This is a genomic window from Pseudonocardia humida, assembly GCF_023898865.1.
Taxonomy (GTDB): domain Bacteria; phylum Actinomycetota; class Actinomycetes; order Mycobacteriales; family Pseudonocardiaceae; genus Pseudonocardia; species Pseudonocardia humida.
Window position 1 is genome coordinate 91,337 of the sequence record NZ_JAGSOV010000023.1, and the last position, 25,517, is coordinate 116,853.

At 76.3% G+C, this 25,517-nt stretch carries 32 protein-coding genes and 1 pseudogene; 24 read left to right on the top strand and 9 right to left on the bottom strand.

Annotation, left to right across the window (positions count from 1 at the left end):
* Nucleotides 1-48 precede the first annotated feature (48 nt).
* Nucleotides 49-975 (top strand): LysR family transcriptional regulator, encoded by a 927-nt coding sequence (locus tag KDL28_RS11100; RefSeq protein ID WP_252437449.1) that lies wholly within the window; start codon nt 49-51, stop codon nt 973-975.
* Nucleotides 976-1,196: 221 nt separating this feature from the next.
* On the opposite strand, the pseudogene KDL28_RS11105 reads toward KDL28_RS11100, so the two are convergent.
* Nucleotides 1,197-1,562, bottom strand: a pseudogene (locus KDL28_RS11105) (LysR substrate-binding domain-containing protein); the annotation flags it as partial.
* On the opposite strand from KDL28_RS11105, the gene KDL28_RS11110 reads away from it, so the two are divergent.
* Nucleotides 1,504-1,857, top strand: a complete 354-nt coding sequence (locus tag KDL28_RS11110; protein ID WP_252437451.1) for an alpha/beta hydrolase family protein — start codon at nt 1,504-1,506, stop codon at nt 1,855-1,857. The pseudogene KDL28_RS11105 and the gene KDL28_RS11110 sit on opposite strands and share 59 nt — an antisense overlap.
* On the opposite strand, the gene KDL28_RS11115 is transcribed toward KDL28_RS11110, so the two are convergent.
* The gene (locus tag KDL28_RS11115; protein WP_252437453.1) at nt 1,838-2,173 is read right to left on the bottom strand and encodes a DUF4231 domain-containing protein; all 336 of its coding nucleotides are present in this window, start codon (nt 2,171-2,173) and stop codon (nt 1,838-1,840) included. The genes KDL28_RS11110 and KDL28_RS11115 overlap by 20 nt on opposite strands.
* A 173-nt stretch (nt 2,174-2,346) precedes the next feature.
* On the opposite strand from KDL28_RS11115, the gene KDL28_RS11120 reads away from it, so the two are divergent.
* The gene (locus KDL28_RS11120; protein WP_252437455.1) at nt 2,347-3,225 is read left to right on the top strand and encodes a L,D-transpeptidase family protein; all 879 of its coding nucleotides are present in this window, start codon (nt 2,347-2,349) and stop codon (nt 3,223-3,225) included.
* Between the two features lie 9 nt (nt 3,226-3,234).
* Here the strand turns inward: KDL28_RS11120 and KDL28_RS40360 are convergent, their stop codons facing one another.
* Nucleotides 3,235-3,357 carry a hypothetical protein gene (locus KDL28_RS40360; protein ID WP_256501240.1) on the bottom strand — a complete coding sequence of 41 codons (123 nt, stop codon included), beginning with the start codon at nt 3,355-3,357 and terminating at the stop codon, nt 3,235-3,237.
* A gap of 19 nt (nt 3,358-3,376) precedes the next feature.
* The gene (locus KDL28_RS11125) at nt 3,377-3,751 is read right to left on the bottom strand and encodes a hypothetical protein (protein ID WP_252437457.1); all 375 of its coding nucleotides are present in this window, start codon (nt 3,749-3,751) and stop codon (nt 3,377-3,379) included.
* Between the two features lie 143 nt (nt 3,752-3,894).
* Here KDL28_RS11125 and KDL28_RS11130 point away from each other — a divergent pair, with 143 nt between their 5' ends.
* The 5 genes from KDL28_RS11130 (at nt 3,895) to KDL28_RS11150 (ending at nt 7,570) form a co-directional block, all read left to right on the top strand.
* Nucleotides 3,895-4,644: a DUF998 domain-containing protein gene (locus KDL28_RS11130; RefSeq protein WP_252437459.1), complete on the top strand. Its 750-nt coding sequence runs from the start codon at nt 3,895-3,897 to the stop codon at nt 4,642-4,644.
* 41 nt (nt 4,645-4,685) lie between these two features.
* The gene (locus tag KDL28_RS11135) at nt 4,686-5,072 is read left to right on the top strand and encodes a YciI family protein (protein WP_252437461.1); all 387 of its coding nucleotides are present in this window, start codon (nt 4,686-4,688) and stop codon (nt 5,070-5,072) included.
* 127 nt (nt 5,073-5,199) lie between these two features.
* Nucleotides 5,200-6,495: an RNA polymerase sigma factor gene (locus KDL28_RS11140; RefSeq protein ID WP_252437463.1), complete on the top strand. Its 1,296-nt coding sequence runs from the start codon at nt 5,200-5,202 to the stop codon at nt 6,493-6,495.
* 341 nt (nt 6,496-6,836) lie between these two features.
* The gene (locus tag KDL28_RS11145; protein WP_252437464.1) at nt 6,837-7,328 is read left to right on the top strand and encodes an SRPBCC family protein; all 492 of its coding nucleotides are present in this window, start codon (nt 6,837-6,839) and stop codon (nt 7,326-7,328) included.
* Between the two features lie 65 nt (nt 7,329-7,393).
* Entirely contained in the window at nt 7,394-7,570 is a 177-nt protein-coding gene (locus tag KDL28_RS11150; protein WP_252437465.1) for a TIR domain-containing protein, read from the top strand.
* Here the strand turns inward: KDL28_RS11150 and KDL28_RS11155 are convergent.
* The gene (locus KDL28_RS11155) at nt 7,536-9,074 is read right to left on the bottom strand and encodes a class I adenylate-forming enzyme family protein (protein WP_252437466.1); all 1,539 of its coding nucleotides are present in this window, start codon (nt 9,072-9,074) and stop codon (nt 7,536-7,538) included. The two genes, KDL28_RS11150 and KDL28_RS11155, sit on opposite strands and share 35 nt — an antisense overlap.
* 83 nt (nt 9,075-9,157) lie before the next feature.
* Here KDL28_RS11155 and KDL28_RS11160 point away from each other — a divergent pair, with 83 nt between their 5' ends.
* On the top strand, nt 9,158-9,331 hold the full coding sequence (locus KDL28_RS11160; RefSeq protein ID WP_252437467.1) for a CsbD family protein: 174 nt from the start codon (nt 9,158-9,160) through the stop codon (nt 9,329-9,331).
* A gap of 108 nt (nt 9,332-9,439) precedes the next feature.
* Here the strand turns inward: KDL28_RS11160 and KDL28_RS11165 are convergent, their stop codons facing one another.
* Nucleotides 9,440-10,150 carry an Ntn hydrolase family protein gene (locus tag KDL28_RS11165; RefSeq protein WP_252437468.1) on the bottom strand — a complete coding sequence of 237 codons (711 nt, stop codon included), beginning with the start codon at nt 10,148-10,150 and terminating at the stop codon, nt 9,440-9,442.
* Nucleotides 10,151-10,311: 161 nt separating this feature from the next.
* On the opposite strand from KDL28_RS11165, the gene KDL28_RS11170 reads away from it, so the two are divergent.
* Genes KDL28_RS11170 through KDL28_RS11190 form a run of 5 tightly spaced genes read left to right on the top strand, consistent with a single transcriptional unit; the run spans nt 10,312 to nt 15,499 of the window.
* Nucleotides 10,312-11,397, top strand: a complete 1,086-nt coding sequence (locus tag KDL28_RS11170; protein WP_252437469.1) for a DUF7847 domain-containing protein — start codon at nt 10,312-10,314, stop codon at nt 11,395-11,397.
* A gap of 51 nt (nt 11,398-11,448) precedes the next feature.
* Nucleotides 11,449-12,078 (top strand): DUF4129 domain-containing protein, encoded by a 630-nt coding sequence (locus KDL28_RS11175; RefSeq protein ID WP_252437470.1) that lies wholly within the window; start codon nt 11,449-11,451, stop codon nt 12,076-12,078.
* Nucleotides 12,075-13,226, top strand: coding sequence for a DUF4350 domain-containing protein (locus KDL28_RS11180; protein ID WP_252437471.1), 1,152 nt, complete (start codon nt 12,075-12,077; stop codon nt 13,224-13,226). The genes KDL28_RS11175 and KDL28_RS11180 overlap by 4 nt, the downstream gene beginning before the upstream one ends.
* 23 nt (nt 13,227-13,249) lie before the next feature.
* Nucleotides 13,250-14,200: an AAA family ATPase gene (locus KDL28_RS11185; RefSeq protein WP_252437744.1), complete on the top strand. Its 951-nt coding sequence runs from the start codon at nt 13,250-13,252 to the stop codon at nt 14,198-14,200.
* Between the two features lie 3 nt (nt 14,201-14,203).
* Nucleotides 14,204-15,499 carry a DUF58 domain-containing protein gene (locus KDL28_RS11190; protein WP_252437472.1) on the top strand — a complete coding sequence of 432 codons (1,296 nt, stop codon included), beginning with the start codon at nt 14,204-14,206 and terminating at the stop codon, nt 15,497-15,499.
* A 62-nt stretch (nt 15,500-15,561) separates the two neighbouring features.
* Here the strand turns inward: KDL28_RS11190 and KDL28_RS11195 are convergent, their stop codons facing one another.
* Nucleotides 15,562-16,557 (bottom strand): stage II sporulation protein M, encoded by a 996-nt coding sequence (locus KDL28_RS11195; protein ID WP_252437474.1) that lies wholly within the window; start codon nt 16,555-16,557, stop codon nt 15,562-15,564.
* A 39-nt stretch (nt 16,558-16,596) separates the two neighbouring features.
* Between KDL28_RS11195 and KDL28_RS11200 the strand changes: the two genes are divergently transcribed.
* The 3 genes from KDL28_RS11200 to KDL28_RS11210 all read left to right on the top strand — a co-directional run bounded on the left by KDL28_RS11200 (nt 16,597) and on the right by KDL28_RS11210 (nt 19,237).
* A complete protein-coding gene (locus KDL28_RS11200; protein ID WP_252437476.1) occupies nt 16,597-17,505 on the top strand; it encodes an RDD family protein in 909 nt (302 codons plus the stop codon).
* A gap of 123 nt (nt 17,506-17,628) precedes the next feature.
* Nucleotides 17,629-18,315, top strand: coding sequence for a methyltransferase domain-containing protein (locus KDL28_RS11205; RefSeq protein ID WP_252437746.1), 687 nt, complete (start codon nt 17,629-17,631; stop codon nt 18,313-18,315).
* A 166-nt stretch (nt 18,316-18,481) separates the two neighbouring features.
* Entirely contained in the window at nt 18,482-19,237 is a 756-nt protein-coding gene (locus KDL28_RS11210; protein ID WP_252437477.1) for a polysaccharide deacetylase family protein, read from the top strand.
* 39 nt (nt 19,238-19,276) lie between these two features.
* On the opposite strand, the gene KDL28_RS11215 is transcribed toward KDL28_RS11210, so the two are convergent.
* Nucleotides 19,277-19,666, bottom strand: coding sequence for a YchJ family protein (locus KDL28_RS11215; protein WP_252437478.1), 390 nt, complete (start codon nt 19,664-19,666; stop codon nt 19,277-19,279).
* A 215-nt stretch (nt 19,667-19,881) separates the two neighbouring features.
* Between KDL28_RS11215 and KDL28_RS11220 the strand changes: the two genes are divergently transcribed.
* From KDL28_RS11220 to KDL28_RS11250, 7 genes are read left to right on the top strand one after another with little or no spacing between them, the layout of a single operon-like run.
* Nucleotides 19,882-20,400 (top strand): sigma-70 family RNA polymerase sigma factor, encoded by a 519-nt coding sequence (locus tag KDL28_RS11220; protein ID WP_252437479.1) that lies wholly within the window; start codon nt 19,882-19,884, stop codon nt 20,398-20,400.
* Nucleotides 20,384-21,460 carry a hypothetical protein gene (locus KDL28_RS11225; protein ID WP_252437480.1) on the top strand — a complete coding sequence of 359 codons (1,077 nt, stop codon included), beginning with the start codon at nt 20,384-20,386 and terminating at the stop codon, nt 21,458-21,460. Before KDL28_RS11220 ends, KDL28_RS11225 begins: the two co-directional genes overlap by 17 nt.
* Nucleotides 21,460-22,461, top strand: a complete 1,002-nt coding sequence (locus KDL28_RS11230; protein WP_252437481.1) for an ABC transporter ATP-binding protein — start codon at nt 21,460-21,462, stop codon at nt 22,459-22,461. The genes KDL28_RS11225 and KDL28_RS11230 overlap by 1 nt, the downstream gene beginning before the upstream one ends.
* A complete protein-coding gene (locus KDL28_RS11235; RefSeq protein WP_252437482.1) occupies nt 22,458-23,330 on the top strand; it encodes an ABC transporter permease in 873 nt (290 codons plus the stop codon). The genes KDL28_RS11230 and KDL28_RS11235 overlap by 4 nt, the downstream gene beginning before the upstream one ends.
* Nucleotides 23,327-23,815, top strand: a complete 489-nt coding sequence (locus tag KDL28_RS11240) for a DUF4397 domain-containing protein (protein ID WP_252437483.1) — start codon at nt 23,327-23,329, stop codon at nt 23,813-23,815. The genes KDL28_RS11235 and KDL28_RS11240 overlap by 4 nt, the downstream gene beginning before the upstream one ends.
* Before the next feature lie 36 nt (nt 23,816-23,851).
* Nucleotides 23,852-24,304, top strand: coding sequence for a class F sortase (locus tag KDL28_RS11245; protein ID WP_252437484.1), 453 nt, complete (start codon nt 23,852-23,854; stop codon nt 24,302-24,304).
* Between the two features lie 58 nt (nt 24,305-24,362).
* Nucleotides 24,363-24,761 carry an ATP-binding protein gene (locus KDL28_RS11250; RefSeq protein WP_252437485.1) on the top strand — a complete coding sequence of 133 codons (399 nt, stop codon included), beginning with the start codon at nt 24,363-24,365 and terminating at the stop codon, nt 24,759-24,761.
* On the opposite strand, the gene KDL28_RS11255 is transcribed toward KDL28_RS11250, so the two are convergent.
* Nucleotides 24,762-25,502, bottom strand: a complete 741-nt coding sequence (locus KDL28_RS11255) for a beta-ketoacyl-ACP reductase (protein ID WP_252437487.1) — start codon at nt 25,500-25,502, stop codon at nt 24,762-24,764.
* Nucleotides 25,503-25,517 lie beyond the last annotated feature (15 nt).

The following is a 25,517-nucleotide window of genomic DNA, read 5'->3' on the forward strand; positions in this document are numbered from 1 at the left end:
CTCCACGTCCAGTGACGATAAGTGGAGCTGAATCATTAGGATTCATGGATGGTCAGCTTCGACCTCCGCCGCCTGCGCCTGCTGCGCGAACTGGAGGAACGCCGCACCCTGGGCGCGGTCGCCACCGCCCTGGGGTACAGCCCGTCCGCGGTCTCCCAGCAGCTGGCGGTGCTGGAGCGGGAGGTCGGCGCCCGGCTGCTGGAGAAGGCCGGCCGCGGCGTGCGGCTGACCGACGCCGGGCGCCTGCTCGCCCGGCACGCGCGGATCCTGCTGTCCGCGGCCGAGGCCGCCGCCGCCGACCTGGCCACCTCGACGGGCGGGGTCCGGGGCGCGGTCCGGGCCAGCGGCATGCAGTCGGCGACCCGCCGCGTGCTGGTGCCCGCCGTGGCCCGGATGGTGCACGAACACCCCGGGGTGCGGGTGGAGGTGTCCGAGCTCGAGCTCGAACAGGCGCTGCCGGAGCTGCGCCTGGGCGCGCTCGACGTGGTCATCAGCGACGAGTACGACGGCCACCCCCGCCCGCGGCCCGCCGGCCTGGGCTACGCGCTCCTGCACGAGGAGCCGCTGGCGCTGGCGCTGCCCGCGGCCCACCCGTTGGCCGCCCCGGGTGGTCCGGTCGCGGTCGGCGCCCTGCGCGAGGAGGCCTGGGCCTGCTCCGACGAGGGCACCGGCCACCACCAGATGGTGATCGGGACCTGCCGGTCGCTGGGCGGCTACGAACCCGACGTGCGCCACCGCTCCAACGACGCCGACGTGCTGCTCGAGCTCGTCCGCAGCACGGGCGCCGTGGCCCTGCTGCCCGCGCTGACGCTGCCGGCCGCCGACCCCGCCCTGGCGATCCGGCGGGTGGCCGAGGCCGAGGTCCGGCGCCGCCTGGTCGTCGTCACCCGCGACGGACCCGCGACGCCCGCGCTGACCGCGTTCCTGGCCGCGGTGACCGACCAGGCCCGCACGCTCACCGCGGAGCCGAGGTAGGCGACGGCGGAGCCATCAACCCGGTCTATACCGGTGGTCGTACGGCCGTCGCGGGGCCCGACGGCGAGATCCGCCGCGCGCCGCACCAGCCCCCGCAGGTAGGTGTGCTCGGGGTCGTCGTCGAAGACGGGGTGCCACCACATGGCCTCGATCAGCGGCCCGACCTCGAACGGCACCGGCAGCGCGCGCACGCCGCTGTCGAGCGGCAGCAGGTCGACCAGCCTGCGCTGCAGCAGCGCGATCCGGTCGCTGCCGGCGACCAGGGCGGGCACGGTCAGGAAGCTCTCGGTGACGACCTGGACGGTCGGCTCGATGCCCAGCACGCGCAGCTGCCGCGCGGCCAGCGTCGAGGCGGTCTGGCCGTGGTAGGTCGCGACCCAGGGCAGGGTCCGCAGGTGCTCGGCGGTCAGGCCGGTGTCGGCGGCGGGGTTCTCCGCGGCCACCACGCACCCCCACTCGTCGCGGTAGAGGTCGGCGTGGGACAGGTCGGTGATGAAGCCGTGCGGCAGCAGCAGCAGCAGGTCGGTGGTGAGCAGGACCTGGTCGGCGCGCTCGACGGCGTCCGGGGTGTTGGTCGTCAGCCGCAGCCGCGTCGGGCTGGTCGGCTGGTCGCTGGGCGGCTACTACGCCCCCCGGGCAGCGGCGTTCGAGAAGCGGCTGGCCCTGGTCGTGGCCTGGGGCGCCAACCACGACTGGGGCGCCGTGCAGCGCCGCCGCCTCGAACGCGAGGGCGAGCGCCCGGTCCCCCACTACTGGGAGCACGTGCTCTCGGTCTGGGGCCACGCCGACCTCGCCGAGTTCATCGACTTCGCCGACGCGCTGAAACTCGACGGCGTCGTCGAGCGCATCGAGGTGCCGTTCCCTACTGCGCCTCCTCCATGAGGACCCACCGGGAGCGCCAGTTGAAGAACGGCTCGACCGAGGTCACCACGGTCGAGAGCGCCACGAGGGCGAACCCGAGGCTCGCCCAGAAGTCCAGGTCCTGCAGCCCGAGGATCACCGTCGAGGCCGCGGACAGCACGAGCGTGACCATTCGCGTGACCGACGCGGCGGAGCGGAACCGACGCTTGCGCGGCTGGGCCCACCGGATGCCGCGCAGTGCCTCGGCTCGCACCCACAGCGCCAGCTCGCGCGGCGTCAGCAGCTCGGGCGGTTCACCGCGGTCCTCGAGGTCCGGTTCCCCGGGTTCAGCCGCCACCCGGTGAGGATGGCCAGCCGCGGCCGTCCCGATCAAGCCGCGCGTACGACGTACTCCCGACCGGCTGTCCCCGCCGACCCGGCCGGCTCGCGGTGACGGGAACCCGCCCGTCCGGGTCACGTCACACGCCGGGGCCACCGGCGGTGTGCGAGATTGCCGGTGGAGGGGATGCCATGAACGCCACGACCACGGGGCGCGCCCTGCGGGCGACCGCGGTGTGGGGGCTGACGCTCCTGCTCGCGGGCGCCTGCGCGACGGGACCCGCCGAGCGCGGTCCGGCCGCCCCCGCGGCGATGCCGACCCCCGCTCCGGTGACCGCCGCCCCGCCCCCGACCGGCGCCCCGGCGACCAGCACCGCACCGTCCAGCACCGCACCGTCCAGCACCGCGATCGCGCCCACACCGGCGATCACGACCGGAGGGTCGGCCACCGCGGCGGCGCCGGCGCCGGCACCCGCGCCGCTGGAGCGCGGGGACGGCGGGCCCGAGGTCCTCGCCCTGCAGGAGCGGCTGAGCGCACTCGGGTACTGGCTCGGGACCCCCGACGGCTCGTTCGGCTCGCTCACCCAGCAGGCGGTCTACGCCCTGCAGGGCGCGGCCGGGCTGCAGCGCGACGGCGTCGTCGGCCCGGCCACCCGCGCGGCGCTGGATGCCGGGACCCGCCCGCGGGCCCGCAGCGACCGCGGCGCGGTCACCGAGATCGACCGCGACGCCGGGCTGATCAGCTTCGTCCGCGACGGGCAGGTGCAGCTCGTCCTGCACACCTCGACCGGGACGTTCGAGACCTACCGCCACGACGGCAGGCGCCTGCTCGCCGACACCCCGGAGGGCCGCTTCACCGTCACCTGGGCCCACGACGGCTGGCGGGAGGGCGCGCTCGGGCGCCTCTACCGGCCCCGCTACTTCCACCCCGACGGCATCGCCGTGCACGGCTACCCGAGCGTGCCCGCCTACCCCGCCTCACACGGTTGCGCCCGGGTGAGCGGCGAGGCCATGGACATGGTGTGGGCGCGCGACCTGATGCCGCTGCGCAGCGAGGTCCTGGTCTACTGAGTCCTCGGGTCACCGCACCGACGTGACGGGCAGGACGGCGAGCGCGCCCGCGGTGGCGCAGCGCCTGGTCGACGCGGGGTAGGAGCCGAAGCCCAGCACGGCCGGCACGGCGTCGACCGCCATGCCGGCCATGGCGGGCAGCCCGCGGGGCTCAGATGCGGTGCGGAGTCCCCCGCATGCTCCGCCAGCCGGCCGCCGTCTCGCCCCCGGAACGGACGAGCCTGACCCGGGCGTTCGACTCCGGCCCGAAGGCCCGCCGCAGCCGCTTGCGGGCGGCCTTCTCCGCGACGCCGGTGAGCTTGCGCTCCCCCCGCGGCCGCGCGGCGCGGAGCACCGCGACGAAGCCGTGCTGGCGCAGCCCGCCCTCCCCGACCCGCGCCGCGGGCTCCAGCGAGGGCAGCAGCGCCAGCTCCGCGGTCACCGAGCGCTTCCAGAACGCCCTGGTCAGCTCCGCCTCCACGACACCGGGGTCGACGTCGGCGGGGACCCGCACCCGCAGCACCGCCATCACAGGATCAGCCGACACCGCGCGACCTCCACCCTCCGGGCGTCCGAGGGCCGTCATGGTAGACCGGGACCGCCGTCGAGGCCGGTTCTGAGGCGCCGGGCCGGCGCGCGAAGATTCTTCCCGACCGACTGCAAAATCCAGGTCGGCCGATCGTGGAGTCGGTGAACGCCCCCGACGACGGGGGCCGGAACCGGGAGACCGACACCGTGAACACCCCCACCATCCCCACCCGCGCCGGCACCACCTCCTCGCCCGAGGAGCTCACCGCCGACCGCGTCACCAAGTCGCTGCTGGGCTACGGCGTCATCGCCGGCCCGATCTACGTGGTCGCCTCGCTGACCCAGGCCCTGCTGCGGGAGGGCTTCGACCTCTCCCGGCACGCCTGGAGCCAGCTCGCCCTCGGCGACGCCGGCTGGGTGCAGGTCACCAACTTCGTGGTCACCGGCCTCATGCTGATCGCGGCCGCGGTGGGTCTGCGCCGCGCGCTGCGCACCGGGCCCGCCGCCACGTGGTCACCGCGGCTGCTCGCGGCCTTCGGGCTGAGCATGATCGCCGCGGGGGCCTTCCCGGTCGACCCGGCAGGCGGCTTCCCGGTGGGCGCGGAGCAGGCCACCACGATCAGCGCCACCGCCGCGGTGCACATGCTGGCCGGCGCGGTCGGCTTCTCCTGCCTCGCCGTCGCACTGGTCCTGCTGGCGCGCCGGTTGTCCGGCGAGGGGTTCGGCCGCCTGGCCGCCACCTGCCGCACCGTCGGCCCCCTGTTCCTCCTCGCGTTCGTCGCCATGGCCTCCGGTCTGCTCGGACCCGCGGGCATCCCGACGTTCGTCGTCGCCGTGCTCGCCGTGTTCGCCGTGCTGAGCGTGGCGTTCGTGCACCGCTACCGGCAGATGCCGAACACCGACGGCCGCTGACCCCCCACCCCACCGCACCACCGTCCCGGAAGGATCACCCCATGCGCTACCTCGTCGTCCTCGAAGCCACCCAGCCCCCCACTCCCCCGCCCGCCGAGCTGATGGCCGGGATCATGGCGCTCGGGGAGGAGGCCACCCGCGCCGGCGCCATGGTCGACAACGCCGGGCTGGCCCCGAGCGCCGCGGGCGCCCTCGTCGCCCTCACCGGCGACGGCGACCTGCGGGTCACCGACGGGCCGTTCGCCGAGTCCAAGGAGATGATCAGCTACGCGCTCTACGAGACCGCCACCAAGGCCGAGGCGGTCGAGTGGACCAGCCGGTTCATGCGGCTGCACCACCAGCTGTGGCCGGGCTGGGAGGGCGAGGCCCGGGTGCTGAAGGTGTTCGGTCCGGAGGACTTCGGCCCGGACGCCGCGCCCGGGGCCTGACCCGAGGCCGGCGGGGGGGGCGCGCGCCGACCCCGGGGGGGGCCGCGCCGGGGGGCCGCCCCCCCCCCCGGGGGCCCCCGCCCCGCCCCGCGGGCGCCCGCCACCGGCGCGTCGGCATGATGGGTCGATGACGGGATCGACACCGACGGGGACGGCACCGGGCGGGGTGGCGGCGGTCGAGGCGGTGTGGCGGATCGAGTCGGCCCGGCTGGTGGCCGGTCTGGCCCGCCTCACCGGCGACGTCGGCACCGCGGAGGAACTCGCCCAGGACGCGCTCGTCGCGGCGCTGGAGCAGTGGCCGAGCACCGGCGTCCCCCCGAACCCGGGCGCCTGGCTCATGACCACCGCCAAGAACCGGGCCGTCGACGGCTTCCGCCGCGACGCCGTGCACCGCCGCGCGGTGGAGCGGATCGGGCGCGACACCCCGCCCGTCGTCGACGAGTCGGAGGCGCTGGACGACGCGCTGGACGACCCGGTCGGCGACGACGTGCTGCGACTGCTGTTCACCGCGTGCCACCCCGCCCTGAAGCGCGAGTACCGCGTGGCGCTCACGCTGCGCTGCCTGACCGGGCTGCGCACAGACGAGATCGCCCGCGCCTTCCTCGTCCCCGAGTCGGTGGCCGGGCAGCGGATCTCGCGGGCGAAGAAGGCGCTGCGCGACCGGGGCGTCCGCTTCGAGATGCCGGGCCCCGCCGAGGTCCGCTCCCGGCTCGCCGGGGTCCTCGAGGTGATCTACCTGGTGTTCAACGAGGGCTACAGCGCCACCGCGGGCGACGACTGGATGCGCCCCGCGCTCAGCACCGAGGCCCTGCGGCTGGCCCGGCTCACCGCGGCGCTGGCCGCGCAGTCGCTGCCGACCGAGCCCGAGGCGCACGGGCTCGCCGCGCTGCTGGAGCTGACCCAGTCGCGCGCCGCGGCCCGCCACGACCCCGACGGCCGCCCGGTGCTGCTGCAGCACCAGGACCGGCGCCGCTGGGACCGGCTGCTGGTCCGGCGCGGCCTGACCGCGCTCGCCCGCGCCCACGACGCGGGCGGTCCGATCGGCCCGTACACGCTGCAGGCGGCCATCGCGGCCTGCCACGCCACCGCGCCGTCGGCCGAGGAGACCGACTGGGCGCGGATCGCCGGTCTCTACGACGTCCTGGCCACCGCCTGGCCGACCCCGGTCGTGGCGCTCAACCGCGCCATGGCGCACGGGCACGCGTTCGGTCCCGGCGCCGGGCTCGCCCTGCTCGACGCGGTCGACACCGCGGCGCTGGCCGACTACCCGCAGCTGCCGGGCGTGCGCGGCGAGCTGCTGGCGATGGCCGGGCGGCACCGGGAGGCCGCCGACCGGTTCGCCGAGGCCGCGGCGCTGACCCGCAACGAGGCGGAGCGGGCCCTGTTCACCGAGCGCGCCGAGACGGCCCGCGGCTCGGCATAGGCGTGCCCACCCCGGCGGCGTGATCACCCCGAAGCGGGTTCGGGTCGTCCTCGCAGCCTCTCCGTGCTCCCCGCAGGTGCTGCGGCCCCTGCGAGGACCACGCCGCCTCTGCGAGGACGCCGACCGGACCGCGGGCCGGCGGATCCCGACCGCGGTTCGCGCCGAATCCACCTCGCAGGGCAGTGTCGCCGGTTCCCGGTATCCGACCAAATGCCTGGCGACTGGCCGCGCTCAGGCCGCCATCCACCAGAAGTGCGGATATAAGGCTGGGCTAATATGAGTCGGCCTGCTAATGTGCATTCGTTTACCAGGACAACGAGGACGACCTGGAGCACTCCGCCATGAAGCTCACCGTCTCGATCGAGATCGCCCTGCCGCGGGAGAGGGTGGCCCAACTGCTCGCCGACCCCGCACACCTGCCGAACTGGCTGCGCGGCCTGGTGCTGCACGAGCCGCTGAACGGGATGCACGGGCAGGTCGGTACCGAGTCGCGCGTCGTGCTCCAGATGGGGCAGCAGAGGATGGAGGGCACCGAGATCATCACGCGCCGGGAACCGGCGGACCTGCACGGGATCCCGAGAGACAGCGTCGTGCACTTCGAACGCGAGCTCGTCGCCAAGGGCATGTGGAACGCCGCGCGCGAACGGCTGACCGAAGCCGGTCCGGAGACGACGCTCTGGGAGAGCGAGAACGAATACCGGTTCAGCGCCTTGCCGATGCGACTGGTGGCGCCCCTCATGCGCGGCGCCTTCCGCAAGCAGTTGCACCAGCACATGCAGGACTTCAAGGCGTTCGCCGAGCAGGGAACGGACGTCCGCGAAGCGAAGGGCTGACCCACACCTGCCTTTCCCGGCGTTCCGCGCTTTCGCTCTGCACATCGATATCGAGCCCGTCAAGAGTGTCCGTCAGCCACGCGGGTCGCGACCAGGGCTGGGCGGAGTGGATCGCCTGGCAGCTGGTCCGCGCCGACGTGGCCGTCGAACTCGCCTGCTGGGACTGGCAGGCCGGGGACGACGTCGGCGGGGTGGTCGACGTCGCGATCAGGCCACGTGCTCGGCCCGCAGCACCCGCTTGAGCAGCTTCCCGGCCTCGGTGCGCGGCAGCTCGTCGCGGACCTGCCAGCTGCGCGGGCGCTTGAACCCGGCGAGGTGCTCGGCGACGTGCGCGTCGAGCGCGGCGAGGTCGAGCTCCCGGCCGGCGCGCGGGACGACCACCGCGTGCACGGTCTCGCCCCACTCCTCGGACGGCACCCCGAACACCGCGGCGTCCAGGACGTCCGGGTGCGCGTGCAGCACCGCCTCGACCTCGGCGGGGTAGATGTTCACGCCGGCGCTGATGATCAGGTCGCCGCCGCGGTCGCGGATGTAGAGGTAGCCGTCGGCGTCGAGGTGCGCCACGTCGCCCACGGACTTCCAGCCCTCGCCGACCGGTTCCCGGCCGTGGTAGCCGTCGAAGGTGCTGGTCGAGCGCACCTGCAGCTCGCCGGGCTCGCCGGTCGGCTGCGGGGTGCCGTCCGGGCCCACCACCCGCAGCTCGACGCCCGGGAGAGCGCGCCCGCACGACCCGGGCCGCTGCAGCTGCTCCTCGGGCGGCAGCACCGCGTCGACGCCCAGCTCGGTGGAGCCGTAGACCTCGAAGAGGAACCCCTCGCCCAGCTTCCGGGCGATCTCCTGCTTCAGCGCGTACGGCACCGGCGCGGCGTTGGCCACCAGCGAGCGCATCGACGACAGGTCGGCCCGGGCCAGCTCGTCGTCCGGCAGCGCGACGACGCGCTTGAGCGGCGTGGGCGCGGTGAAGGTGTTGGTGACGCGGTACTCGCGCACCAGCCGCAGCCAGCGCGCGGCGTCGAACCTGCGCATGAGCACGACCGTCCCGCCGAGCGCGTGGGTCAGCGTGGCCCAGGCCAGCGGGCCGGAGTGGTAGAGCGGGCCCGTGGTCAGGTGCACCTCGGTGCCGACCTGCAGGCGCAGGGTCGCGACCAGGGTGGCCATCATGGTCGGGTCGGCCTTGGTGCGCAGCGCCCCCTTCGGCTTGCCCGTCGTACCCGAGGTGTAGATCATCGAGCCGCCGCCGTCGCCGGGCGGTGGCGGTGGCTGGTCGGAGCCGCCGGCCAGCACGTCGTCCCAGGCCAGCGCCCCGTCGAAGGGCTCGCCGCGGAACACGACGACCTCCCGGACGGCGGGCAGGTCGGCGCGCACGGCGGCGACGCGGTCGGCCTGCTCGGCGTCGACGAGCACCACCGCCGCGCCGCTGTCGGCGATGACGAAGCGCATCTCCTCGGCGGTGAAGCGGTAGGCGAGCGGCACCGCCACCAGCCCGGCCTTGCGGGCCGCGTGCACCAGCACCAGCACCTCGACGCCGTTGGGCCCGCACCAGACGACCCGGTCGCCGGTGCCGAGCCCGAGGCCGAGCAGCCCGTTGGCCAGCCGGTTGGCCCTGGCCTCCAGTTCGGCGAACGTGAGCGACGACGCGGGGGTCCCGGGCGACTCCCCGGGGTCGATCACCGCGGGCTTGTCGGGCGTCGCGGTGGCGTAGAGGGTCAGGACGTCGGGATCGGGGGGCGGCACGTCGGTGGGCACCGCCCCACCATTCCCCGCGCACCCGTCCGGGCGCGAGGGGTCGGTGGGGATTCGGCACGCGCGCCGCCGGGTAGCCCTCGTCCATGGCAACCGACGACAAGATCGAGAACAAGACCGACGAGCTCAAGGGCAAGGCCAAGCAGACCGTGGGCGAGGCCACCGACGACGACCAGCTCCAGGCCGAGGGCCAGGCCGACGAGACCAAGGGCAACCTGAAGCAGGCCGGCGAGAAGGTCAAGGACGCCTTCAAGGGCTGAGCACCGGCACGGGCCGAGCCGGACCGCAGGGTCCGCTCGACGTCGCGGTCGGCCACTCACGTGCGCCGGCCGCGACCCGTGCTCGGCCCCGCCTCCGACCTGGCTCTGCTAGACCGGCTCGTCGAACAGCCCGTCCAGCAGCTTCTCCTCCAGCTCCTCCCAGCGCCGGACCCGCTCGCGCACCCGCTCGATCTCCTCGGGGTCCAGGCCGCGGGCCCCGTCCGCGGTCATCCGGTACACGTCCACCGGGCCGCCGACGCTGGGCGAGGTGATCCGCAGCGCGTCCAGCACGCGCACCGCGGCCAGCACCCCGTGGTCGACGTCGCGCTCGGTCATCCGGAAGTGCGCGAGCAGCGCGCCGGCCTGCTGGGCCATCGCCGCGCCGCTGCCGATCGCGTGGAAGCCCGCCTCCTCGTAGCGGCCGACCAGGCCGTGCGGGTCGATGTCGGCCAGGAACGGCACGCCGTCCTCGTTGTACCCGGCGACCAGCACGTACGTGGCGGGGGTGCCGCCGGGCCCGGTCTCCCCCGGGACCTCCTTCACGAAGTGCGCGTAGTGGTGGCGCAGCACCGGCACCACCTGCTGCTGCAGGGCGCGCCCCAGGTTGGGCGCGCCCAGGACCGCACCGGGGTTCGCCTCGAACAGCTCCTTCACGTCCACCAGCACCGACCGGGCCCCGCTGCCGCCCCACGCCGCGGTGCCCCCGAGCGGGTGCAGCTTCTGGGCGGGGTAGCTGAGCCCGCGCGCGGAGTCGGTGATCTGCGAGTCGGCGGCGAGGACGATCCCGTCCGCGCACTTCAGGGCCAGGACGACGGTCATGGGACCTCCGGGGTCGACGGGTTGCCGCACGGCCTACCCCGCGGTGGGTGGGCGCGAAACGGTGCGGGCCGCCCGGCGGCACCGGATGCCGCCACGCGCACCTCGTGCGGCCCCCACCGACGCTGTCAGGATGGCCCGCATCACAACCGGGGGGAACGACCATGGCTGAACCGTCCGAGTGGGCCGCGCCCGACCCGGGGCGTCCGCCCACCGACCGGCCACCGCCGCTGCCGCCGCCCCCGGGGATGCCGCCAGGTCCGCCGGTCCGGCCCAAGCCCGGGATCGTGCCGCTGCGCCCGCTGAACGTCACCGAGATCCTGGACGGGGCGATCACCTACATCCGCGCCAACCCGGTGGCGACGCTGGGGCTGTCGGCCGTGGTCATCACGATCGTCCAGCTGGTCCAGCTGCCGATCGGGACCTACCTGCTCGGGGAGCTCGGCCAGGCCGTCGCGAACCCGCGGTCGCCACAGGCCGTGTTCGCGGCACTGGGCGCCACCCTGCTGGGGGCCGCGGTGAGCGGGGTGATCACGTTCGTGGCCACCACGATCCTCGCCGGCCTGCTCATCGTGGTGCTCGGGCAGGCCGTGCTCGGGAGGAGGACGTCGCTGGGGGCGGCCTGGGCGGCCGCCCGCGGGCGGGTGCCGGGCCTGCTGGGGCTCTCGCTGCTGACCACGCTGGTGCTCGTCGCCGTGGTCGTCGTCGCGACCGCACCCGGGGTGCTCATCGCGGTCTCCGGCGGCTCCGGCGCCGTCGCGGTGACCGTGGTCGGCGTGCTCGTCGGGATCTGCGCGGCGATCTTCCTCGGGGTGTCCTGGTCGATGGCCACCCCCGCGTACGTGCTCGAGGGCGTCCCCGTGATGAGCGCCTTCGGGCGCTCCTTCCGGCTGGTGCGCCCGGCGTGGTGGCGGATCTTCGGGATCCTGCTGCTCGGGGCGATCATCGCCGCGATCGTGGCGTTCGTGCTGTCGCTGCCGTTCAGCCTGGTGACCAACCTGCTCGGGGCCGGGATCGACCCGGTGACCGGCGCGGTCACCTCGGCCGGGGTGCTCGGCTCGGTGGTGACCGCGGTGGGCACGATCGTCGCGGGCACGGTCACCGCGCCGCTGAGCGCGGGGATCAGCGGGCTGCTCTACATCGACCAGCGGATGCGCCGGGAGGCCTTCGACATGGAGCTGCTGCGGGCCGCGCAGTCGCCGCAGGCGCCGTTGCCCGGTACCCCCGGTGCCCCGAACCCCCCGGGATGATGGCCGGGTGGTCGCGGGATGAGCACGGGATGAGCGCGGGATGATCCGGGCGTGAGCGCCGTCCCGCCACCGCTCGGCCGGGACGAGGCGCGCGAGGCCGCGGCCCGCGAGCTGTCCGACCCGGTCTACGCCGCCGACGACCCGGCATGGCCGGGGCGCGTGGCGCGGTGGCTGGTCGAGCGGCTGGACGACCTGCTGAGCGCGGCGGCGTCCGCCGCGCCCGGCGGGTACGGCGGGTTGCTGGTGCTGGGCGCGCTGGTGGTGCTGGCCGTGGTCGCGGTCCGGCTCGGGCTGGGCCGGATCGGTCGTTCCGGCCCGGCCCGGCCTGCCCTGCTGGAGCCCGGGGAGCGCTCCGCCGACGACCACCGCCGGGCCGCGGACGCGCACGCCGCCCGCGGCGAGTGGGTGGGGGCCGTGCGCGAGCGGGTGCGCGGCATCGTGCGCGGGCTCGAGGAGCGCGACCTGCTCGAACCGAGCCCGGGGCGGACCGCCGACGAGGCCGCCGCGCAGGCGGCGCGGGTCCTGCCCGACCGCGCCGCCGACCTGCGCGCGGCGGCCCGGTTGTTCGACGAGGTCTGCTACGGCGACCGGCCCGCCGGGCCCGACGCCGACGCCCGGCTGCGCGAGGTCGACGACGCCGTGCGGCGCAGCCGGCCCGCGGCGCCCGCGGTGGGCGCGTGACCGCCCCCGGCACGGCCGGGGTCCGCGACCTCGGGGCGGCCTGGCGGGCCGCCCGCGCGCCGGTCGCCATCGGCGCGGTCGTGCTGGCCGTCGCGGTGCTGATCGCGCTGCTCACCGACCGCGCGCCGGCCTCCCACCTGGACCCGGCCGCGCCCGAGGAGGAGGGCAGCCGGGCGGTGGCCGTGCTGCTGGGCGAGCGGGGCGTCGCCGTGCACGAGGTCGGGCGGGCCGCCGAGGTGCCGGCCGGCGCCGGCGCGACCGTGCTGGTGCCGTTCCCGGAGCGGCTCTCCCCGACCCAGCTGGACGCGGTGCGGACCTCCGCGGCGGACGTCGTGCTGGTCGCCCCGGAGGCCGAGGTGCTGGCCGCGCTGGCCCCCGGGATCGAGCTCGTGGCCCGCGAGGAACCGGTGGAGGTGCGCGAACCGGTGTGCGCGCTGCCCGCGGCCGTCCGAGCCGGGGCGGTCTCGCTGGGTGGGTACCACTTCCGCGCCGGACCGGACGCCGGACGGGCGACGACCTGCTACGCGACCGACCACGGTTCGCCACTGGTGCAGGTCGAGCGGGACGGGCGGACGGTCACCGCGCTCGGCTCGGCGGACGTGCTGCTCAACCGGGCGCTGGCCGAGGAGGGCAACGCCGCTCTCGCGCTGTCGCTGCTCGGGGAGCACCCGCGGCTGGCCTGGTTCCGGCCGGTGCCCGAAGGCCCGCCGCCCGGGGCGGACCGGTCCGTCCTCGAGCTCGTCCCGGCGGGGTGGTGGTGGGGCGCCGCGCAGCTCGCGATCGCCGTGGCGCTGCTGGCCGCGTGGCGGGCGCGCCGGCTCGGCCCGGTGGTGACCGAGCCCCTGCCGGTGGTGGTCCGCTCCGCGGAGGCCGCCGAGGGCCGGGCCCGGCTCTACCGGCGGGCGGGCGACCGCGGGCACGCCGCCGAGGTGCTGCGCGGCGCCGCCCGCGCTCGGCTGGTGGCGCTGCTGGGGCTGCCCGACGACGCCGAGCCCGCCGCGGTCGTGCGCGCCGTCGCCGGGCGCAGCGACCACTCGATCACCGAGGTCTCGCACCTGCTGTACGGTCCGGCGCCGGTGGACGACGCCGGACTGGTCGCGCTCGCCGAGACCCTGGACCGCTACGAGGCGGAGGTGCGCCGGTCGTGACCCGGCAGGTGGAGGACCCCGCGGTGCGCGGGGAGGCGGCCCGCGAGGCGCTGCGGGCGCTGCGCCGCGAGGTCGCCAAGGCCGTCGTCGGCCAGGACGCCGCGGTCACCGGGCTGGTCGTGGCCCTGCTGTGCCGGAGCCACGTCCTGCTCGAGGGGGTGCCGGGGGTCGCCAAGACGCTGCTGGTCCGGGCGCTGGCCCGGGCGCTGGCGCTGGACAGCAAGCGGGTGCAGTTCACCCCCGACCTGATGCCCGGCGACGTCACCGGATCGCTGGTCTACGACGCCGGGCGCGCGGAGTTCTCGTTCCGGGAGGGCCCGGTGTTCACCAACCTGCTGCTCGCCGACGAGATCAACCGCACCCCGCCGAAGACCCAGGCCTCGCTGCTGGAGGCGATGCAGGAGCGGCAGGTCTCGGTGGACGGGGTGGCCAGGGCGCTGCCCGAGCCGTTCGTGGTGATCGCCACCCAGAACCCCGTCGAGTACGAGGGCACCTACCCGCTGCCCGAGGCCCAGCTCGACCGGTTCCAGCTGAAGCTGACCGTGCCGCTGCCCGGGCGAGACGACGAGGTGGCCATCCTGACCAGGCACGCCGACGGCTTCGACCCGGGCGACCTGACCGCGATCGAGCCCGTCGCCGGGCGGGACGACCTCGCCGCGGCCCGGGCCGCGGTCGCCGCGGTGTCGGTGCACCCGGACGTGCTCGGCTACATCGTCGACGTCTGCCGGGGCACCCGGTCGGCGCCGGCCACCTCGCTCGGCGTCTCGCCGCGCGGCGCCACCGCCCTGCTGGCCGCCGCCCGGGCCTGGGCCTGGCTGTCCGGGCGCGACTACGTGACCCCCGACGACGTCAAGGCGCTCGCCCCTGCCGTGCTGCGCCACCGGCTGCGGCTGCGGCCCGAGGCCGAGCTCGACGGCGTCACCGCCGACGGCGTCGTCGACGGGGTGCTGGCCGCCGTGCCGGTGCCCCGCTGAGGGATGGCCCTCACCGGCCGCGCGGCGCTGGTCGCCGCGCTCGGGGTGCTCGTCGTCGGGTTCCTGCTGCCGGGCTGGTCGGGGCTGCTGGTCGTGCAGGGCGCGCTGCTCGCCGGGGTGCTGGTCGACCTGGCGCTGGCCGCCGGTGTCCGCGAGCTGCGGCTGACCCGCTCCGGGGACACCGCCGTGCGCCTCGGCGAGCGGGCCGAGGTGCACCTGGTGGTGCACAACCCGGGTCGCCGTCCCCTGCGCGGTGTGCTGCGCGACGCCTGGCCGCCCAGCGCGGGCGCCGACCCGCAGCGGCACGCCCTGTCGATCCCACCCGGGGAGCGGCGCCGGTGCACGGTCGTGCTGCGCCCGACCCGGCGCGGCGACCGGCGGCCCGCGCGGGTCACCGTGCGCTCGGTCGGCCCGCTCGGGCTGGCCGCCCGCCAGGGCGCGCACGAGGTGGCGTGGTCGGTGCGCGCGCTGCCGCCGTTCACCTCGCGCCGGCACCTGCCCGCCCGGCTCGCCCGGCTGCGCGAGCTGGACGGGCGGGCCGCGGTGATGGTGCGCGGGCAGGGGACCGAGTTCGACTCGCTGCGCGAGTACGTCGCGGGCGACGACGTGCGCTCGATCGACTGGCGGGCCAGCGCCCGCGCCCCGGAGGTGGTCGTGCGCACGTGGCGCCCCGAACGCGATCGGCACCTGCTGCTGGTGCTCGACACCGGCCGCACGTCGGCCGGCCGGATCGGCGACGCCCCGCGGCTCGACGTGGCGATGGACGCCGCGCTGCTGCTGGGCGCACTGGCCGCGCGCGCGGGCGACCGGGTCGACCTGCTCGCCTACGACCGGGCGGTGCGGGCCCGGGTCGTCGGCGCGGACCGGGCCGAGCTGCTGCCCGCGCTGGTGCGGGCGATGGCACCGCTGGAGCCGGAGCTCACCGAGACCGACGTGCCGGGACTGGTGTCCACGCTGCTCGCCCGGTCCCGGCGGCGCTCGCTGGTCGTGCTGTTCACCGGGCTGGACGCGGCGGCGGTCGAGGAGGGCCTGTTGCCCGGGCTGGCCGCGCTGACCCGGCGCCACCGGGTGCTGGTCGCCGCCGTGGCCGACCCGCGGGTGGCCGAGATGGCCGCCGGTCGGGGCGGCTCGGCCGAGGTCTACGAGGCCGCGGCCGCCGAGCGGGTCCGCGCCGAGCGCCGCGCCGCGGCGCGCCTGCTGGACCGCCGCGGCGTCGTCGTCGTCGACGCCGCCCCCGCCGACCTCGCCCCCCGGGTCGCCGACACCTACCTGGACCTCAAGGCCGCCGGCCTGCTGTGACCGTCGTCGGGCACCACCGGAGGCCGCCTCGCGCGGAGGCCGGCGCGCGGTAGCGGCGCCGGTCAACCGGAGCTGGGCAGGACGTCGCCGGCGTCGGCCGTGGTCACGTCGCCGGTCTCGCCCGCCCGCGCGGCGCGCCGGCCGAGCGTCCAGACGTAGGCCAGGAACAGGGCCTCGGCCAGGGCGCCGATCCCGATCCGGGCCCAGGTCGGCAGCCCCGACGGCGTCACGAACGCCTCGATGACGCCGGAGACGGCCAGCACCGCCGCGACACCGAGCGCCATCGCGACCGTCGTCCTGGCCTGCGCCGCGACGGCGGTCCGGCGGGGCAGCCCGCCCGGGTCGACGACCGTCCAGCCCAGCTTCAGCCCGGCCCCGGCGGCCACGAACACCGCGGTGAGCTCCAGCAGCCCGTGCGGGGTGATCAGCCCGAAGAAGAGGTCCAGGCGGCCGGCGGCGGCCATCAGCCCGGCCGTCACCCCGATGTTGACGACGTTCACCGCCAGCACCAGCACGACCGGCACCAGCAGCACCCCGGCGACCAGGCACAGCGCCGCGACGTAGGCGTTGTTGGTCCAGACCTGGGCGGCGAACGACCCGGCCGGGCTCGCGGAGTAGTACTCGGCGAAGTCGACCTCGACCAGCTGCCGGACCTCCGCCGGCGTGGCGATGCTCGCCTGCACCCGCGGGCTGCCCGCCACCCAGGCCCCGACCAGCCATGCCACGGCCAGCGAGAGGGCCGCGGTCGCGACCCACCAGCGCCGGCTCAGGTACAGCGCCGCGGGGAAGCCGGCCACCACGAACCGGGCCGCGTCGCGCCACGCCGGGGCGGGCGCCCCGGTCACCGCCGAGCGGGCCCGCGCCACCAGCGAGGACAGCCTGCCGACCAGCGCGGGGTCCGGCGAGGCCGACCTGATCGTCGACAGGTGCACGGCCGTGCGCTGGTAGAGCGTCACCAGCTCGTCGGCCTCGGGGCCGGACAGCCGGCGGCGGCGCAGCAGCTCGGCCAGCCGCCGCCACTCCGCGTCGTGGGCGGCGGCGTAGGCGTCGACGTCCACCGCTGTGCGCCTCCCCCGGTCACCGGCACAATAGCCCCGGTGAGCGAGGTCATCACCGGGGACGCGGTCGTGGTGGAGCTGCGCGTCGCCCGGCTGGCCAGCCGCGCGCTCGCCTTCGCCGTCGACCTGGCGGTCATGCTCGCGGCGCTCGCGCTGCTCCTGCTGGCCTTCGCCACGTCCGGCGCGCTGGGCGAGTTCGACACCGCGCTGGCCGCCGCCATCGGCCTGGTCGTCACGGTCTCGGTCTTCATCGTCTACCCGGTGACCGTCGAGACCCTCACCCGCGGCCGGTCGCTCGGCAAGGCCGCACTCGGGCTGCGGGTGGTCCGCGAGGACGGCGGCCCCATCCGGTTCCGGCACGCGCTCGTGCGCGGCCTCGTCGGGTACGTCGTCGACTTCGGGGTGCTGAGCGCCTTCAGCGGGACGATCGGGCTGATCTCCTCGCTGGTCTCGGCCCGGGGCAGGCGGGTCGGCGACGCGCTGGCCGGCACGGTGGTCGTCCGGGAGCGGGTGCCCCGGTCGGTGGCCGCGGAGATCCGGATGCCGCCGGCGCTGGCGGGGTGGGCGCGGACGCTGTCGCTGTCGCAGCTGCCCGACCCGCTGGCCCTGCAGGTCCGCCAGTTCCTGCAGCGGGCCCCGGACCTCGACCCGCGGGTGCGCGGGACGCTGGGCGAGTCCCTGGCCGCGGAGGTCGCCGGCCGCACCGCCCCCGCCGCACCGCCCGGCACGGCGGCCGAGCCCTACCTGTCCGCCGTGCTCGCCGAGCGCCGCCGCCGCGAGGCCGACCGGTTGGCCACGCAGCGGACCGCGGCCGAGCTCCGGGCGCGGCCCGCCGAGCCGGTGGCCGCCGAGCCGGTGCCGGCCGAGCCGGGCCCCGACCGGTGGCGGGTGGCGGACGCCGGCGCGCCCCCCGACGTCCCGGACGACGGCTTCGCCCTCCCCCGCTGACCGGACTCCCCGCGCACGCCTACCGGTCGGTGGCGACCGGGCGGGCCTTGGATCTCCCGCCGCCCGCGGGACCGCCGGCTCCCGGTTGACTTCAGGTCGACATGAAGTCGCACGATGACGACCATGTCCGACCTGCTCACCCTCCTCGATGCCCACGATGACCTCCCCCAAGCTCGTGACCTGCGAGAACGCACCTACGAAGGGCTCGGCGACACCGTCGTCGACGTCGGCTGCGGGGGTGGGCGCGCCGTCGGCGAGCTGGCCGCCCGCGGCGTGCGGGCCATCGGCGTCGACGTGGACCCCGCCATGGTCGAGGTCGCCGCCGGGCGCTGGCCCGCAGGCGAGTTCCACGTCGCCGACGCCACCGCGCTGCCCCTCGACGACGGCTCGGTCAGCGGCTACCGCGCCGACAAGGTCCTGCACGCCCTCGCCGAGCCCGAGCGGGCCGTCGCCGAGGCCCGCCGGGTCCTGGCCGGGAACGGTCGCGCGGTGCTCGTCGGCCAGGACTGGGACTCGTTCATGATCGACTCCGACGATCCGGGGCGCACCCGGGCGGTGGTCCACGCCCGGGCCGACCGGCTGCCCGACCCGCGGGTCGCCCGCCGGTACCGGAACCTGCTGCTGGACAACGGGTTCGTCGACGTCACCGTCGAGGTCCGCGCGATCGTCTGGACCGACGCCATGTGCCTGCCGGTGCTCGCCGGCATCGGCGAGGGCGACTGGCTCGAGGAGCAGGCCGCCAGGGCGCGCGACGACCGGCTGTTCGTCGCCCTCCCGATCGTCCTGGCCGCCGGGACCCGCGCCGGCTGAGCACGGGCCCCGCACCCGTACCGGTCGGATGAACCAGCGCCGCGCCGCCGTGCGGTCGTGCGACCGTGGGCGGAGAGGCCGAACCCGTACGCCCGGCGCGTCGCCCCGACCCGCCGGCCCCGATCGGGTAGACCTCGACGCGGTGCCGACGGGTTCGGAGGAGCGGATGCGCGGACTGACGCACTTCGAGATCCGGGCCTGCGCGCTGGCGCTGCTGGCCTACGGCCTGGTCGTGCCGCTGGTGCCGGCGGCCGCGCCGGAGCACCCGGTCGCCGAGGTGGCCGGCCCCGGTCCGGTGCTCGCGCTCCCCGACCTCGTCGCACCGGCGGTCGCGGTGCCGCAGGTCCTCGACGAGGTCGTCGGCGCCCCGCCCCTGGTCCGGACGGTCGCGCTCACCTTCGACGACGGCCCCGACCCGCGCTGGACGCCGCAGGTGCTCGACCTGCTCGCCCGGCACGGCGCCGTCGCCACGTTCTGCGTGCTCGGCGAGAACGCAGAACGGCACCCGGAGCTGCTCACCGAGATCGTCGAGGCCGGCATGCGGCTCTGCGACCACAGCCGCACCCACGACGTCGACCCGGCCGCGCCGCGGGACGGACTGGCCCACGACGAGCTCGTCGACCTGTCGGGCGCCGAGGTGGACTGGTTCCGGGCCCCCCGGGGCGAGTGGTCGGAGTCCCTGCAGGTGGCGGCGGGCGCCGAGGGGATGCGACCGCTGGGCTGGAGCGTCGACTCCCGCGACTGGACCCGGCCCGGCGCCGGGGCGATCGTGGCCGGCGTGCAGCGCCACCTCCACCCCGGAGCGGTGGTGCTGATGCACGACGGCGGCGGCGACCGCGGCCAGACCGTCGAGGCGCTGGAGCAGCTGCTGCCCTGGCTCGCGGCGCAGTGCTACACGACCGGGTTCCCCGACGGCGGTTGAGGACGCCGCCGACGCTCAGGCCGGACCGATCACCACTGCTCAGCCACCCAGGACGTCGCCGGTGAGGTAGCGCCAGCGGCCGTCCTCGCGGACGAACCGGCTGCGCTCGTGCAGCAGCCCCGCGCCGGTGGGCGTGCGGAACGCCGCCCGGAACTCGACCTCGCCCTCGGCGTCGTCGGCCCCACCGGCGACCGTGTCGACGATCTGCAGGCGCCGCCAGGTCACGGCGTCGTCCAGGTCGAGGTCCGCGGGCCGGGTCGACGGGTGCCAGCTCGCCAACAGGTACGACCCGAGACCGAGCGCGAACGCCGAGTAGCGCGAGCGCATCAGCGCCTCCGCGGTCGGCGCCGGGGTCCCGGCGTGGGCGGGACCGCAGCACGCCCCGTACCGCTCGCCCGATCCGCACGGGCACACGACGGGCTCGCTCATGCGGTCATCCTCCCGGAGCCGGTCGGCGGGGCAGGCCACCCCCCGATCCGGTGAGCGTGGCGCGCCCCGACGGGCCCGTGTCACAAACGGGGCGGCGGCGGTGCTCGATGGATGTGGAAGATGTCGACCTCATGGGGCGCGTGCCGGGCGCGGTCGGGTCCCGCGCCCGCCGCGGCGGGACAGCCGGAAGAGCCGAGCGGGAGGGTGGGGTGGCCGTGTCGACTCCACCCGGTCCGGACGCGGTCCGCGACGACCTGGAGCAGGTCTTCCGGACCGCCTACCCCCGGGTGGTCGCGGTCGCGGCCCGGGTGCTGGGGTCCCGGGACGAGGCCGAGGACGTGGCCCAGGAGGTGTTCCTGGCCTTCGGGCGCTCCGCGGTGCCCGCGGGCGAGGCGGTGGGCTGGCTGTGCGTCGCCGCCGCGCACACCGCCCTGAACCACCTGCGGTCCGGCCGCCGTCGCGCCTCCCGCGAGGAGGCGGCGGGCGCGAGCCGCCCCGTCTCCCCCGACGTCGCCGACACCGTCGTGACCCTCGACGAGCGCCGCCGCGTGCGCGCGGCGCTGGCCCGGCTGCCGCGCCGGCAGGCCGTCGCCCTCGTCCTGCGCCACAGCGGCCTCAGCTACGCCGAGGTCGCCGCCGCTCTCGACCTGTCCCCCGGCAGCGTCGGCACCACCGTGCGACGCGCCGAATCCGCCCTGCGCGAGGAGCTGAACCGCCATGCGTCATCCGACTGACGGCACGCTGCGCCGGCTCGTTGACGAGCCCGCCGGCGTCGCCGACACCGACCGCGAGCACGTCGCCGACTGCCCGGTGTGCCTGTCCGAGCTGGTCACCGCCCAGCGGGAGGCCGCGGCGGCCGCCGCGGCGCTGGACGTCGAGGTGGCCGTGGACGTCGAGGCGGGGTGGCGACGCCTCTCGCGCTCCCTCGCCGCCGACGACGCGCCCGGGGTGGGCGCGCCCACCCGCCGCCGGTGGCGGTCGCTGCTGCGCAGTCCCGCGATCGCCGCCGTCGGGGTCGTCGCCCTGCTGACCGGGGCGGGCGCCGCGGCCGCCGCGGACTGGCTGCAGATCTTCCGGCCCGAGCGGGTCGCCCCGATCACCGTCACCCGCGACGACCTGCTCGCGCTGCCCGAGCTGACCGCCTACGGCCGGGTCGACCGGGAGGGGAACACCGACGTCCGCGACGTCGCCGACGCCGCCGCGGCCGAGCGGGCCACCGGCATCGCCGTGCCGCGGGTGGGCGAGCTGCCCCGCGGCGTGACCGGGGAACCCACCTACCAGGTCCGCGACCGGGTGACGACGTTCTTCACGTTCTCGGCCGCGGAGGCGGCCGCGGCCGCCGCGGAGGCCGGGGGGACGCTGCCCCCACCGCCACCGGGGCTCGACGGCAGCCGGTTCCGGCTGACCAACGGGCCGCGGGTGGCCGCGGTCTGGTCCTCGACCGGCGGTGTGCCCGCCCTGGTGGTGGCCCGCACGGCCGCGCCGACCGTCGACTCGTCCGGCACGCCGTTCGAGACCGCCCGCGACTACGTGCTGACCCTGCCCGGGCTGCCCGCCGACCTCGCCGAGCAGCTGCGCAGCGTGTCCGCCGACGGGACGACGCTGCCGCTGCGGGTGCTCAGCGAGCGGATGACCAGTTCCAGCGCCGACGTCAACGGCACGCCGGCCACGGTGCTGACCTCGCGGGACGCGACGATGGCCGCGGTGGTCTGGCTGGACGGCGGCCTGGTCACCGCGGTGGCCGGGTCGCTGAGCGCCGACGAGGTGCTCGCGGTCGCCCGGGGGCTGCGCTAGTGGCCACCGGCACCGGCACCGGCACCGGCACGGACGCGGCTCCGGCCGCGCGGTTGCTGGCCGAGCTGCCGCCCTCGCCCGCGGTGTGGTGCTCGGGCCTGCGCAAGCGGTACGGGCGGCGGACCGCCGTCGACGGGGTGTCCCTCAGCGTCGCCCGCGGCGAGGTCGTCGGGCTGCTCGGGCCGAACGGGGCGGGCAAGACCAGCGTCATCAAGATGCTGCTCGGGCTGGTCCGGCCCAGCGCCGGGGAGGTGCTGCTGCTCGGGCGGGCCGCGCGGGACCCGCGCGCCCGGGCCCGCGTCGGCTACCTGCCCGAGCTGTTCCGGTACCAGCCGTGGCTCACCGCGGCCGAGGTGCTGGACCTGCACGTCCGGCTCTCGGGGGTCGCGGTGACGGACGCCGACCGGCGCGGGAGCCTCGCGCTGGTCGGCCTGGCCGACCGCGCGGGCGACCGGGTGGGCGGGTTCTCCAAGGGCATGCAGCAGCGCCTCGGGCTGGCCGTGGCCCTGGTGGCCCGCCCGGAGCTCGTCGTGCTCGACGAGCCGACGAGCGCGCTGGACCCGCTGGGCCGCGCCGACGTCCGCGACCTGCTGCTCTCGCTCAAGCAGCGGCGGGTCGCGGTGCTGCTCAACTCGCACCTCATCGGGGAGGTGGAGCGGGTCTGCGACCGGGTCGTCGTCCTGGACCGGGGCCGGGTGGCCGCCTCGGGCACCCTGGCCGAGCTGCTCGGGCGGCGCGAGCTGCGGCTGCGCCTGGGCGGGGTGGCCGCGGCGGCGGAGCGGCGGCTGGCCGCCGCCGGGCGGCTCACCCGCAGCGGCGACGCCTTCACCGTCGAGCTGTCCGACGACGCCGGCGACGCCGGGAGCACCGCCGTGCCGGACCTCGTCGCCGACCTGGTCGGTCTCGGGGTGCGCGTGCACGCGGTCGAACCGGGGCGGATCACCCTGGAGGAGCGGTTGCTGGACATCCTGCGCGCGGGGAACGGGGGTGAGCAGCGGTGACGGCGACCCCGACCGGTGCGGGGGCGGCCCGCACGGCGGGCACCATCGCCGCCCTCACCCTGCGCGAAGCCGCGCGCCGCCGGGTGCTGCTCTCGCTCGCCGCGCTCACCGTCGTGCTGCTCGCGCTCAGCGCCTGGGGGTTCTCCCGGATCGGCTCCGAGTTCGGCGGGCTCACCAGCGGCGAGGCCCGGCTGGCCGCGTCCACGGTGCTCAACCTGGTGATGTTCGGGCTGAGCCTGATCGCCGCGCTCGGCACGGCCTTCCTGGCCGGGCCCACCCTGGCCGGCGAGACCGAGTCCGGGATCGCGTTGGCGGTGCTGGCCCGGCCGATCCGCCGCTCGGCGGTGCTGCTGGGCAAGTGGCTGGGGTTGGTGGCGTTCGGCAGCGGCTTCGTGGCCGTGGCCGGACTCGCGCAGCTCCTCGTCGTGCTGGTCACCGTGGGCTACTGGCCGCCGGGCCCGGCGACCGGTCTCGCGCTGCTCGCCGCGCAGGCCACGGTGCTGCTCACGCTGGGCGTGCTGCTGTCCACCGTGGTCTCGCCGATGGCCTCGGGCGTGGTGGCCGTCGGCCTGTTCGGCGCCACCTGGGTCGCCGGCGTGGTCGGCTCGGTCGGCGCCGCCCTGGACAACGCGAGCCTGGCCCAGGTCGGCACCGTCTCCCGGATGCTGCTGCCGACCGACGGCCTGTGGCGGGGCGCGATGAACGCGTTCCAGGACCCGACCCTGCTGGCCCAGCTCGGCCCGGAGGTGGGCCAGTCGCCGTTCGTGAGCGCGTCCCCGCTCACGCCGGTCTACCTGGGCTGGGCCGCGCTCTGGGTGGTCCTCGTGCTCGGGCTCGCGGGGGTGGTGTTCCAGCGCCGCGACCTGTGACGCGGCCGGTCCGGCGGGCGTGGCGGCCACCCGATCACCTCAGCATCCCCGGCGCCGGCCAGGCCCGCGTCCGGCTCGTGCAGGGCGCCGAGCAGGCGGGCGAGGTGGCGGTCGGCTGGAACGGCGCGCCCGCCTTCGCCCGCGTCGCCTTCGGGACGGCGACCGACTACGTCACGGTCCCCGCGGGCGCGGGCACGTTCGCGATCAGGCCGACGATCGGCGCGGGGGCCACCGCGCCGGTGGAGCTCGACGAGGGCGGCGTCTACAGCATCGTCGTGGTGCAGCGCGACGGCGGGCTCGACGTCCAGGTCGCCACCGACGCGACCGGCACCGGCGCCGTACCGGTCGGGGGCATCGAGACCGGCCGGGGCGGCGCCGCCCCGGGCGGGCCGGCAGCGGCACTGGTCGTGGCACCGCTGCTGGCCCTGGCCGGGGTGCTGGGCCTGCTGACCGCCCGCCGGCGGGTGGCGCGGCGGGGTCGATGAGCAGGCTGCTGCCCCTGCTCCTGCCCGCTCACCCCGGTGCGGGTCCGCATCCCCGCGATCGGCGTGGACAGCGCGGTCACCCCCATCGGCCTCGACGCGGGCGGCGCTCTCCAGCCGCCGGAGGACACCGAGAGCACGGGCTGGTTCGCCGGGGGCCCGGTACCGGGTGCGGTCGGGCCCGCCGTGCTCGCCTGCCACGTCGACTCCCGGTCGGGTCCGGCCGTGTTCTACCGGCTGCGCGAGCTGCCGGAGGGCGCCCGGATCGAGGTGGACCGGTCCGACGGCACGACGGCCGCGTTCGTGGTGCGCAGCACGGTGCAGACCGCCGAGGCCGCCTTCCCGACTGCCGCCGTCTACGCGCCCACCCCCGCCCCGGAGCTGCGGCTGGTGACCTGCGGCGGCACGTTCGACCGCTCGATCGGCCACTACCGCGACGACGTGGTGGTGGCGGCGGTGCTCGAGCCGCGGGGGTGGACCATCCCCGGCTGAGGCCGGACCGGCGGGCTCATTCGCGGGTGATGGGCGATATGCCGGGTACCCCCACATCGTGTCCAGCACCCGGCGTCCGGCGCGATCGTTCACCCTGACCTTCGACAGTCCCGCCTGCCTGCCGGTGCTGCGCAAGATCCTGCGCACGATGCTGGCCGGGGCGGATCCCGACCACGTCGCCGACGCGGAGCTCGTCTGCACGGAGCTGGTCACCAACGCCATCGACCACGCGGCGGCGCCCCGCACGACGCAGATCCGCCTCGACCGGGCCGAGAACCTGCGCATCACCGTCGTGGACGGCAGCCCGGACTCCCCGGTCACCGTGGGATCGTCGCGGTTCGGCCCGCACCGCGGGCTCGGCATGCTGCTCGTCGACCGGCTCGCCACCCACTGGCACGTCACCCGCAACGCCACCACGAAGGCGGTCCGGGTCGCGCTGGTCGCCCCGGCGGCCTGACTACATGTCCATCCCGCCGTTGACCGAGACGACCGAGCCGGTGATGTAGCCGGCGTCGTCGTCGACCAGGAACTGCACGGCCCTGGCGATCTCACCGGCCTGCCCGAGGCGTCCCACCGGGATCCCGGCGACGATCTTCTCCAGCACCTGCTGCGGCACCGCGGCGACCATCTCGGTCTCGATGTAGCCCGGGGCCACGCAGTTGACCGTGATGCCCTTGCGGGCCACCTCGCGGGCCAGGCTCTGGGTCAGGCCGAACAGCCCGGACTTGGACGCGGCGTAGTTGACCTGCCCGATGTTGCCGGTCTGGCCGATGACCGAGCTGATGTTCACGATCCGCCCGGAGCCGCGCTCGAGCATGTGCTCCAGCACCGCCTTGGTCATGTAGAACGCGCCGGAGAGGTTGATCCGCAGCACCGCGTGCCAGTCGTCGACGCTCATCCGGCGCATGGTCTTGTCCACCGTGACGCCGGCGTTGTTGACCAGGTGGTCGATCCGGCCGCGCTGGGCGAGCACCTCGCCGACCACCCGCTCGCAGTCCTCGGGCACCCCGACGTTGCCCTGGTGCACCGACACCGAGCCGCCCTCCGCGGCCAGCTTGCCGGCCAGCTCCTCGGCGGCCCCGCGGTTGCTGCTGTAGCCCGCCGCGACGTGCACGCCCGACCGCGCCAGCGCGGTGGTGATGGCGGCGCCGATCCCGCGGGCACCGCCGGTCACGACGGCCACCTTCTGCTCGGTCATCTGGCTCCTCTCCTG

Coding starts and splice junctions, on each gene's coding strand:
- KDL28_RS11255 (WP_252437487.1), bottom strand. CDS start 25,502: ATGACCGAGCAGAAGGTGGCCGTCGTGACCGGCGGTGCCCGCGGGATC.
- KDL28_RS11210 (WP_252437477.1), top strand. CDS start 18,482: ATGCGCGGACTGACGCACTTCGAGATCCGGGCCTGCGCGCTGGCGCTG.
- KDL28_RS11215 (WP_252437478.1), bottom strand. CDS start 19,666: ATGAGCGAGCCCGTCGTGTGCCCGTGCGGATCGGGCGAGCGGTACGGG.
- KDL28_RS11160 (WP_252437467.1), top strand. CDS start 9,158: ATGGCAACCGACGACAAGATCGAGAACAAGACCGACGAGCTCAAGGGC.
- KDL28_RS40360 (WP_256501240.1), bottom strand. CDS start 3,357: ATGGCCGGCATGGCGGTCGACGCCGTGCCGGCCGTGCTGGGCTTCGGC.
- KDL28_RS11225 (WP_252437480.1), top strand. CDS start 20,384: ATGCGTCATCCGACTGACGGCACGCTGCGCCGGCTCGTTGACGAGCCC.
- KDL28_RS11100 (WP_252437449.1), top strand. CDS start 49: ATGGTCAGCTTCGACCTCCGCCGCCTGCGCCTGCTGCGCGAACTGGAG.
- KDL28_RS11135 (WP_252437461.1), top strand. CDS start 4,686: ATGCGCTACCTCGTCGTCCTCGAAGCCACCCAGCCCCCCACTCCCCCG.
- KDL28_RS11140 (WP_252437463.1), top strand. CDS start 5,200: ATGACGGGATCGACACCGACGGGGACGGCACCGGGCGGGGTGGCGGCG.
- KDL28_RS11145 (WP_252437464.1), top strand. CDS start 6,837: ATGAAGCTCACCGTCTCGATCGAGATCGCCCTGCCGCGGGAGAGGGTG.
- KDL28_RS11165 (WP_252437468.1), bottom strand. CDS start 10,150: ATGACCGTCGTCCTGGCCCTGAAGTGCGCGGACGGGATCGTCCTCGCC.
- KDL28_RS11190 (WP_252437472.1), top strand. CDS start 14,204: ATGGCCCTCACCGGCCGCGCGGCGCTGGTCGCCGCGCTCGGGGTGCTC.
- KDL28_RS11170 (WP_252437469.1), top strand. CDS start 10,312: ATGGCTGAACCGTCCGAGTGGGCCGCGCCCGACCCGGGGCGTCCGCCC.
- KDL28_RS11120 (WP_252437455.1), top strand. CDS start 2,347: ATGAACGCCACGACCACGGGGCGCGCCCTGCGGGCGACCGCGGTGTGG.
- KDL28_RS11205 (WP_252437746.1), top strand. CDS start 17,629: ATGTCCGACCTGCTCACCCTCCTCGATGCCCACGATGACCTCCCCCAA.